The sequence below is a fragment of the Microbacterium sp. genome, from assembly GCF_035277845.1.
GTDB lineage: Bacteria > Actinomycetota > Actinomycetes > Actinomycetales > Microbacteriaceae > Microbacterium.
In genome coordinates, this window is sequence record NZ_DATEJS010000327.1 from 1 (window position 1) to 8,336 (window position 8,336).

Annotated in this window: 7 protein-coding genes; 3 read left to right on the forward strand and 4 right to left on the reverse strand. The window is 68.8% G+C overall.

The window, feature by feature from the left end:
* A partial coding sequence (locus VJR25_RS14355) for a LysE/ArgO family amino acid transporter (protein ID WP_324116188.1) occupies positions 1–278 on the reverse strand: 278 nt, incomplete at its 3' end.
* Positions 279–348: 70 nt separating this feature from the next.
* Between VJR25_RS14355 and VJR25_RS14360 the strand changes: the two genes are divergently transcribed.
* Positions 349–1,239, forward strand: a complete 891-nt coding sequence (locus VJR25_RS14360) for a LysR family transcriptional regulator ArgP (RefSeq protein WP_324116190.1) — start codon at positions 349–351, stop codon at positions 1,237–1,239.
* Between the two features lie 3 nt (positions 1,240–1,242).
* Here the strand turns inward: VJR25_RS14360 and VJR25_RS14365 are convergent, their stop codons facing one another.
* Positions 1,243–1,917, reverse strand: a complete 675-nt coding sequence (locus VJR25_RS14365) for a YqaJ viral recombinase family protein (protein WP_324116192.1) — start codon at positions 1,915–1,917, stop codon at positions 1,243–1,245.
* A 162-nt stretch (positions 1,918–2,079) separates the two neighbouring features.
* Between VJR25_RS14365 and VJR25_RS14370 the strand changes: the two genes are divergently transcribed.
* Complete coding sequence (locus tag VJR25_RS14370; protein ID WP_414683793.1) at positions 2,080–3,438, forward strand: multidrug effflux MFS transporter; 1,359 nt, start codon at positions 2,080–2,082, stop codon at positions 3,436–3,438.
* A gap of 59 nt (positions 3,439–3,497) precedes the next feature.
* Here the strand turns inward: VJR25_RS14370 and VJR25_RS14375 are convergent, their stop codons facing one another.
* Positions 3,498–4,679: a hypothetical protein gene (locus VJR25_RS14375; protein WP_324116194.1), complete on the reverse strand. Its 1,182-nt coding sequence runs from the start codon at positions 4,677–4,679 to the stop codon at positions 3,498–3,500.
* Between the two features lie 104 nt (positions 4,680–4,783).
* Positions 4,784–7,912: a type I restriction endonuclease subunit R gene (locus VJR25_RS14380; protein ID WP_324116196.1), complete on the reverse strand. Its 3,129-nt coding sequence runs from the start codon at positions 7,910–7,912 to the stop codon at positions 4,784–4,786.
* 208 nt (positions 7,913–8,120) lie between these two features.
* On the opposite strand from VJR25_RS14380, the gene VJR25_RS14385 reads away from it, so the two are divergent.
* On the forward strand, positions 8,121–8,336 hold a 216-nt coding region (locus VJR25_RS14385; RefSeq protein WP_324116198.1), incomplete at its 3' end, for a type II toxin-antitoxin system prevent-host-death family antitoxin.

Genomic DNA, 8,336 nt, shown 5'->3' on the forward strand with positions numbered 1-8,336 from the left:
CGCCACGCCCGCCGTGCCGCGAGCGCCGCGTACACGAGCAGGAACACCGCTCCGGCCCAGCGGGCGACCACCAGCAGCCACGGCATGGTCTGGAGGGCGAGGCCGACCCCGGAGACGCCGAGCACGATGAGCGCGGCATCCGACAGCGTGCACACCACGGCCACCGCCAGCACGTGGTCGCGCCGCAGCCCCTGACGCAGCACGAACAGGTTCTGGGCGCCGATGGCGACGATGAGCGAGAGACCGAGTCCGAGACCGGCGAGAGCGGCGGTGAGCACGATTCGACGCTACGGGTGAGCGGCGGACAAGTACAGCTCATGATCCTTAGGCTGCATTAGCCTGACTTATGTGCGAATCCCGTTCGAGCTCGCCGAAACCGTCGCCGCGGTCGTCGCGGAAGGGACCCTGGATGCCGCGGCCCGTCGCCTCCACGTCACGCCGTCGGCGGTGAGCCAGCGCATCAAGGCGCTCGAGGAGCAGCTCGGGCAGGTGCTGCTCGTGCGGTCCAAGCCCGTGCGACCGACCGCCGCGGGGGAGGCGGTGGTGCGCCTCGCGCGGCAGGTCGCGCTCCTCGAGCACGATGCGCTCGCCGAGCTCGGCGCGGAACCGGAACAGGGGGCGGTCGTGTCGGTGCCGCTCGCCGTCAACGCGGACTCCCTCGGCACGTGGTTCCTGCAGCCGCTCGCGCGGCTCGCTGGGCGGCATCCGGTCGTCTTCGACCTGCACCGCGACGACCAGGACTTCACCGCCGCGCTCCTCGAGTCCGGCACCGTGATGGGCGCGGTCACCTCGCGCGCGACGCCGGTGGCCGGATGCCGCGTGCAGCCGCTCGGCGCGATGCGCTACCGCCCGGTGGCGACGCCCGGCTACGTCGACCGGTGGCTCGCCGACGGACCGGACGGCCTCTCGGCAGCGCCGCGGGTGGACTACGACCGGCGCGACGACCTGCAGGCGCAGTGGCTCGACGCACGGGGCATCGACCCGGGGATCATGCCGCGTCACTACGTGCCCGCATCGAACGACTACGCGATCGCCGTCAAGCTCGGTCTCGGGTGGGGGATGCTGCCGGAATTCCAGTGCGACGCGGAACTCTCCGACGGGCGACTGGTCGAGCTGCCGGGCGATCCGATCGATGTGACGCTGCACTGGCAGCAGTGGAATCTGCGGTCGCCGCTGCTCGAGGCGATCGCCGACGAGGTCGTGGCATCCGCGCGGCGCGTGCTGGTGCCGGTCGGCTGACGGTCAGTCCGCGAGGGCGAGCGCGCGGTAGGCGTCCCGGGTGGCTTGCCGCGCCGAACCCGACCGCGGCACCCGGTCGGCGTAGACGCTGCGGCCCAGCTGCGTGCGGCTGTACAGCTCGTCGATGAGGCACGTGGCGAGCTTCACGAGTTTGGCGATCTCGACGTCGTCGCGGTCGACCCACACGCAGCGGGGCTCGTCGCGCACGGGCACGAACTCGTCGTGCTCCTCCCACGCCACGAGCGTCCGCTCGGCGCCGATCACATGCTGCTGCCACCAGACCTGGCGCAGGTAGTTGCGGGGGATGGATCGCCACGTCTTGTTGGTGGTCTTGATCTCCGCGAGGATGATGCGGCCGTCGGCATCCTGGGCGATTCCGTCCGGCGTCGCGAGGTGGCGCTTCTCGACGACGGCGTGGAACAGCGCCGACGACGGCTCGATGCCGTGCGTCGCGGCGACCCACGCGGCGATCTCCGGCTCGCGGCGCCGTCCGTGGTCGGTGTAGGCGTTGCCGGTGAACCCCGACCCGTTGAGCTTGGCCTCGGCGGCGCGGGCGATCGCCCGTTCCGACGTCAGTGTGGCGACGTCGGTCGCGGTGATCCCACGGGAGCGCGCTCGCAGCCACGCCACTCGATCACGAGAGTCCGCGATGATGCGGGCTTCGAGTTCCGGGGTCACCCTTCGAGGCTACGCCGGACCGCCGACAGTGGGTGACATGCCGCGCCGCCCCGAGCGGCACGGTTGCCGAATTCCGTTCAGCATTTGTTGACGAAGACACCATAAGCTGGATGTGCAGTGCCGAACGAGTCGGCGTCCCCTCCCATCCGAGATCGAGTCCCCGTGTTCGACACCGCATCCGTTCCCGTCGTCGCCCCCGCAGGCGACCCGGCCGTCGAGCCTCAGCCCGCCGGCGAGTCGCTCTACACCGGCTCCATCCCGGTCACCACGGGATCCGTGCGTGTCGCAGCGCCGACGCGGTATCCCGGGGATGCGCTGCCGAACGCGCGGCGCGCACTCTACGTCGTGCTGCTCGGAGCGCTCACCGCGCTCGGACCGTTCACGATCGACCTGTACCTTCCGGCGTTCCCCGTCGTGCAGCACGACTTCCACACCTCGGCGGCAATGGTGCAGCTGACGCTCACCGGCACCATGATCGGCTTCGGGCTCGGTCAGCTCATCGTCGGACCGCTCAGCGACCGCGTCGGTCGCCGTGTGCCGCTGCTCGTCGTGACCGCCCTGCACGTGCTGGCATCCGTCGTCGCGTCTCTCGCCCCGTCGCTGCTGCTGCTCGGTGGCGCGCGTGTCGTGATGGGCATCGGCGCGGCCGCGGGAGGCGTCGTCGCGATGGCGATGGTGCGGGACCTGTTCGGCGGACGCCGGCTCGTCGTGATGCTCAGCCGGCTCTCGCTCGTCTCGGGCGTCGCGCCGGTCGCGGCGCCGCTCGTCGGCTCGGCGCTTCTGCTGGTGATGCCGTGGCGCGGCATCTTCCTCGTGCTGGCGGCCTACGGGGTCGTGATGCTGGTGTGCTCGCTGTTCGTGCTGCCCGAGACGCTCCCGCGCGGGTCGCGCGGCGCAGCGGACCACACGCTCTGGCAGCGCTACGGCAGCGTCTTCCGCGACCGGGTGTTCGTCGGTGTGCTCATCATCGGCGCGATGGCCTTCAGCGGACTCTTCTCCTACCTGTCGAGCTCGTCGTTCCTCTTCCAGGACGGCTACGGGTTCACCCCGCAGCAGTTCGGCATGCTGTTCGCCGCCAACTCGGTGGGCGTCGTCGGTGGCGTGCAGGTGGCGTCGCGCCTGGCGCGGCACTTCGGCCCGCAGTGGGTGCTCGCCTGGTCGACCGCCGCCCTCGTGCTGGCATCCGTCGCGATCATCGTGACCGACCAGCTGCACCTCGGCATGTGGGGCACGATCGTTCCGCTCTTCTTCTTCATGACCGCGTGCGGCTTCACCTTCCCGTGCGGACAGGTGCTCGCGCTCGACCGGCACGGATCGGCGGCGGGCACCGCGGCGTCCCTGCTGGGCGCGGCGAACAGCGTGGTCGCCGGCCTGGTCTCGCCGATCGTGGGCATGATCGCCGCTGGTTCGGGCATCACGGCCACCACCATGGCCATGGTGATGATCGGCTGCGCGCTGGTCGCGGTGGTGTCGCTGTGGACGCTGGTGCGCCCGCGCACCGTGCCTATGCTCGCGGACTGACGGCCGGTTCTCAGTCCCGGCCTGCTCCGAAGACGTGCTCTCGCCGTGCGGTGAGGTTGTCACTCGCGCCCCTTCGTCCGCCGGCGACGTTCGCTCCGGTTCGGTGACGGCTCCTGGTACAGCCACTGCGGCGCCAGATGATGGAAGACGGTTCGCAGCACCGGAACGTGGCTGTTGCCCGGGTCGACCCGCTGCGCGGCGTCGAGCATCTCGAATGCGGAGGTCGTCAGCCCGAGCGCCCAGCGCACCCAGGCTAGCGCGCACATGGTCCAGGCGCGGTCGGGCACGGAGCAGTGGACGACAGCACGACTGAGGAGCACGGCACCGGCCTCCAGCCGGCCACTCGAGGGGACCTCCCGCGTCCGACCGGTGAGCAGGTCGGCCAGGCGTTTCGATTGGCGGTCCTCGCCGCGCTGAATCATGAGGTCGACCGGCGCGCATCCCGCCTCTGCGGCCTCGATGCGGAGCATCAGGGTGCGGTTCCAGGAGAGGGCGCCGGTCTCGGCACCGAACGCGATCTGCAGCACGGTGCGGTCGACGGCCCCCTCGGAATCGATCTGAGCCAGCAGCCGGGCGAGCGTCTGCGCATTCGCGTCCTCGGGGTCAGCGGCGAGCGCCCTTTCGAGCACGTCGATCGGGTTCGGCGGGTCGGTGCGTGCGATCCGTCCGAAGGAGTCCGCCTCGCCGCCGTCGACGATCCGGTCGAGCATCAGCTCCGTGACGACGGCGGCGAGTTCGGGGTCAGAGTCCGGCAGTCGGTAGAGCGTCGAGTCCACGGCCGCGTCGTCGGGGACCTTCCGCGTCGCCGCTTGGATCTCGTCGAGTGGCTGAGGCGCATCCGGATCGCCCTCGAAGAACGGCATCCACCCGTCGCCCGCCACGATGGCTGCATCCTTGATGTCGAAGCCCGACGAATGCAGTCGCTCGAGGATGACCCCGAGGGCGACATGCCAGGCCGGGCCGATCTCGGAGAACGGCTCGTCGCGGTAGACGGCGACCACGACGCTGTCACATCGGGGGACTTTCGAGAGCGCGCCGAGCGCGGCGGACGCATGTCGGCGCGCGGACGCATCCGTCGGCTCAGCTTCCACGAGGATCCGCATCGCGCGCGAGGCATGCTTGCCCCCGAAGGGAGCGATCAGGAGACAGTTCTGTGCCGGCAGCCCCGCGAGTGCAGGGAGAAAGGCGACGGCTTCGGCGGTCGTGGACAGCTTGACGACGGGCGGGGCGGCATGGGTCATGCCACTCATCCTGCGGACCACGGCAGGCGGGCGGCCGACGGGATCCACTTCTGTGGAGAGCGGACGGCCGACGGCGGGCTGTGGACGAACCAGGCCCGCGGAGATCAGCCGGCGAGACCCTCTTCGTGCTCGATCCGCAGGTTCTCGTGAGCGAGTTCGCCCATGCGCCGGATGAACTGCGCCCTCACCTCGGGGCGCCCGAGCACCATGTCGACCAGGCGTCCGCCCATGGCCTGATTGTCGAGCACGGCCTCGATGACCGCGTCGGCGAGGTCCGGAGACTCGACGAACTGCGTCTGCGTGTTCACAGCGGCCTGGGCACGGATCTGCGGGTTCTCGACGAGCACCGCTGTGACTCCCTGCACCCAGGACTCCAATCCCGACGTGCTGAAGTCCTCGTCGGCGAACAGCTCGTTGATGCGGGCGAGGATCTCGGCGAGACGCGCCATCCGGGGGTCGTGGGCGGCGCCGGAGCCCGCGCTGCCGGCGGGCCTCAGCGGCACGACCTCGCCGGATGCCAGGTCGAGCATCCGATCACCGGTGCGGGTCTGCTTGATGTGGGTCAGTTCCACCGCCGAGAAGTCGATCGGATCCGCGCTCACCCGGCCGGTCAGCCGCGGCAGCAGCAGACGCAGGAACAGGGACCGCTTCTCGAGCGACGTGTCGCGGTAGTCGATGATCTGCGACAGGAAGTCGTAGAGCCGCACGAACGAGCCGACATCCTTGCGGAACAGGTCGAGCTCCTCGACGGTCGTCTTGTCGCCGGAAGCGACGGCAGTCGCGTAGCGCGCGTTGAACCGGTCTGCCGCGGCCTTCAGCGGCGCCGTGTGAGCGCCGTGCGACTTCTCGGCCAGGAACGCCTCGGTGAAGGCGTCAACCTCCGCGTCGGTGTAGATGAACGCGGCGTCGAGCTTGGTGATGATGTCGTGGACGAGGTCGGGGTCGGTCCGCTCGGTGAGCTCGGCCGTGCGGTAGTACGGCTTGAACGACTCGAGGATCTCGTCGGGATCGTTCACGAAGTCGAGGATGTACGTGGTGTCCTTGCCTGCGGAGGGGTAGGTGCGGTTGAGGCGTGACAGCGTCTGAACCGCGGTGACTCCCGACAGTCGCTTGTCGACGTACATCGCGCACAGCAGCGGCTGGTCGAACCCGGTCTGATACTTGTTCGCCACGATGAGCACCTGGAAGTCATCGGATGCGAACGCGACGGGAAGGGTGCGGCCGCGCAGGCCGGTGTTGAGGTTGGCTTCCGAGTAGGGCGACTCGATCCCGGCGAAGGAGACGCCGGACACCTGTTCGGCCGTCAGGGTGCCGGAGAATGCGACGAGCGTCGCCAGCGGGTACTTCCGCTTGGCGATGTACGCGTCGATGGCCTGTTTGTACCGCACGGCCGCCTCGCGCGACGCCGTGACCACCATCGCCTTGGCATGGCCGCCAAGCAGATGGCGCACGTTCTCGCGGTAGTGCTCGACGATGATCTGCACTTTCTGGGCGATGTTCGTCGGATGTAGCGATACCCAGCGCATGAGGCCCTTGACGGCCTCGGCCTCGTCGACGAGGTCGATCGCTTCGAGATGCCGCTTGGCGGCGCCCTCCGCGATCTGGAACGCAGTGCCGTAGGTCGTGTAATTTCGCAGGACGTCGAGGATGTAGCCCTCTTCGATCGCCTGCTGCATCGAGTACACGTGGAAGGGCTGCGGGAGCCCGGCGGCATCCGGGCGCCCGAACAGCTCGAGCGTCTTCGCCTTGGGGGTCGCGGTGAACGCGAAGAACGACAGGTTCGGGGAGTCCGCGCGGGATGCCATCTCGGCAGCCAGGACCGCCTCGGTGTCGATCTCACCGCCGTCGTCGAGGTCGGTTTGCTCTTCCGCGGTCAGGGCTTGACGCAGCTGCTGCGAGGTGCGGCCTGTCTGGGACGAGTGCGCTTCATCGGCGATGATCGCGAAGTGCCGGTCGGCGAGGCCCTTGTTCTCGCGAATGGCCTGCAGGGCGAACGGGAACGTCTGCATCGTCACGATGACGATGAGCTTGCCGCTGAGCAGCTCCCGCGCGAGCAGGGCCGACTTGGATGCCTCCCCGGCCTTGCGCACCTCGTCGGAGTTGATCGTGGCGACGGTTCCGTCGACACCTTCGATCTGCTTGATCGCCTTCTGCAGCTGATCGTCGAGCACGGTGCGATCCGTGACGACGATGACGGTGTCGAAGACCTTGTGGTCGGCGGCATCATGAAGGCTCGACAGGCCGTGCGCCAGCCAGGCGATCGAGTTCGTCTTCCCGGACCCGGCGGAGTGCTGCACGAGATAGCGGTGTCCAGGTCCCTCCTCGGCGACCGTGGCGAGGAGTTCGGTCACGAGTTCCCACTGGTGGAAGCGGGGGAACAGCAGCGTGGTCGAGATGGTCGTCTCGCCGGTGATCGGGTCGGTCCGCGTGCTCTTCTCGAGGTGCAGCAGGCGACCGAGGATATGCAGCCAGGCATCCCGCTGCAACACACGCTCCCAGAGGTAGGCGGTCGCGGCGTGCATGGGATCGACCGGGTTGCCCGCTCCGCCATCGTGGCCGAGGTTGAAGGGCAGGAACAGCGTCGCCTTGCCCTGCAGGCGGGTGGTCATCGCCACTTCGTCGGTGGACACCGCGAAGTGGACGAGACAGCGATTCGCGAAGCCGAGCAGCGGCTCGCCCTTCGGATCGCGGGCAGTGCGGTACTGGGCGATCGCGTCGTCGAGCGTCTGCGAGTCATCCGTCTTGAGTTCGATGGTCGCGACCGGCAGGCCGTTGACGAGCAGCACCAAGTCGATCGACTGCGTGTTCTTGCTGGAGTAGTACACCTGCCGCATCACGCGCAGCCGCACGGCTTCGTAGCGGGCGTTCCGGGTGGCATTGTGGCTCATCGCGGGCTTGAACTCGCACATGGCGAACGACGCCGGTGTCTTCTTGAAGCCGCGGCGCAGCACGTTGAGCGTGCCGCCGCCGGCCTCGAGCGGGGCGTCGAGGGTCTTCACGAGCCGATCGAGCAGCTGGTCCTCGGCCGTGGAGCGTTCGGGTCCGGATGCCGCGGGCTTCACGACCTTCGCGTACTCATCCGGCTGGGTGGTGCGGAGCCAGTCGAGCACGTCGCCGCGGTGCAGTGCACGCACCTTGTCGTAGCCGGAGTTGTCGGTGTCGTACGCCCACCCCCGCGCGGCCAGGTACGCGCAGATCTCGTCTTCGAACGCCTTCTCGTGCTGGATGGACATGGCTCCCATCTTGGCGGATAGCAAGGTGGATGCACCTCAGGTGTGAACACCGCGTGCCTCGCCGGTCGTTGAGCGAGCGCAGCGAGACGAAACGCGTCTCCCCGCCGATGTCGTACACCCTCGCTATGGTGCCGTCATGTATCACGATTCGGCTGTTGAGCGGCCAATTCCAGCCCCCGACCACTCCCAAAGTGCTACGCTGTGCGACATGTCCGGGACGATCAGTCACCGCGAGATGCGCAACAACAGCGCCGAAGTGCTCCGCCGCGTCGAAGCGGGGGAGGAGCTGATCGTGACCAACCACGGCCGTCCCGTAGCGCGGCTGAGCCCCGTGCGAGTCTCCGTGCTCGATCAGCTCATCGCCGAGGGGAAAGCACGTCCCGCTCTCGCCGGTGGGCAGTGGAGTGATCTGCCAGACCCGATT

Coding starts and splice junctions, on each gene's coding strand:
- VJR25_RS14380 (WP_324116196.1), bottom strand. CDS start 7,912: ATGTCCATCCAGCACGAGAAGGCGTTCGAAGACGAGATCTGCGCGTAC.
- VJR25_RS14375 (WP_324116194.1), bottom strand. CDS start 4,679: ATGACCCATGCCGCCCCGCCCGTCGTCAAGCTGTCCACGACCGCCGAA.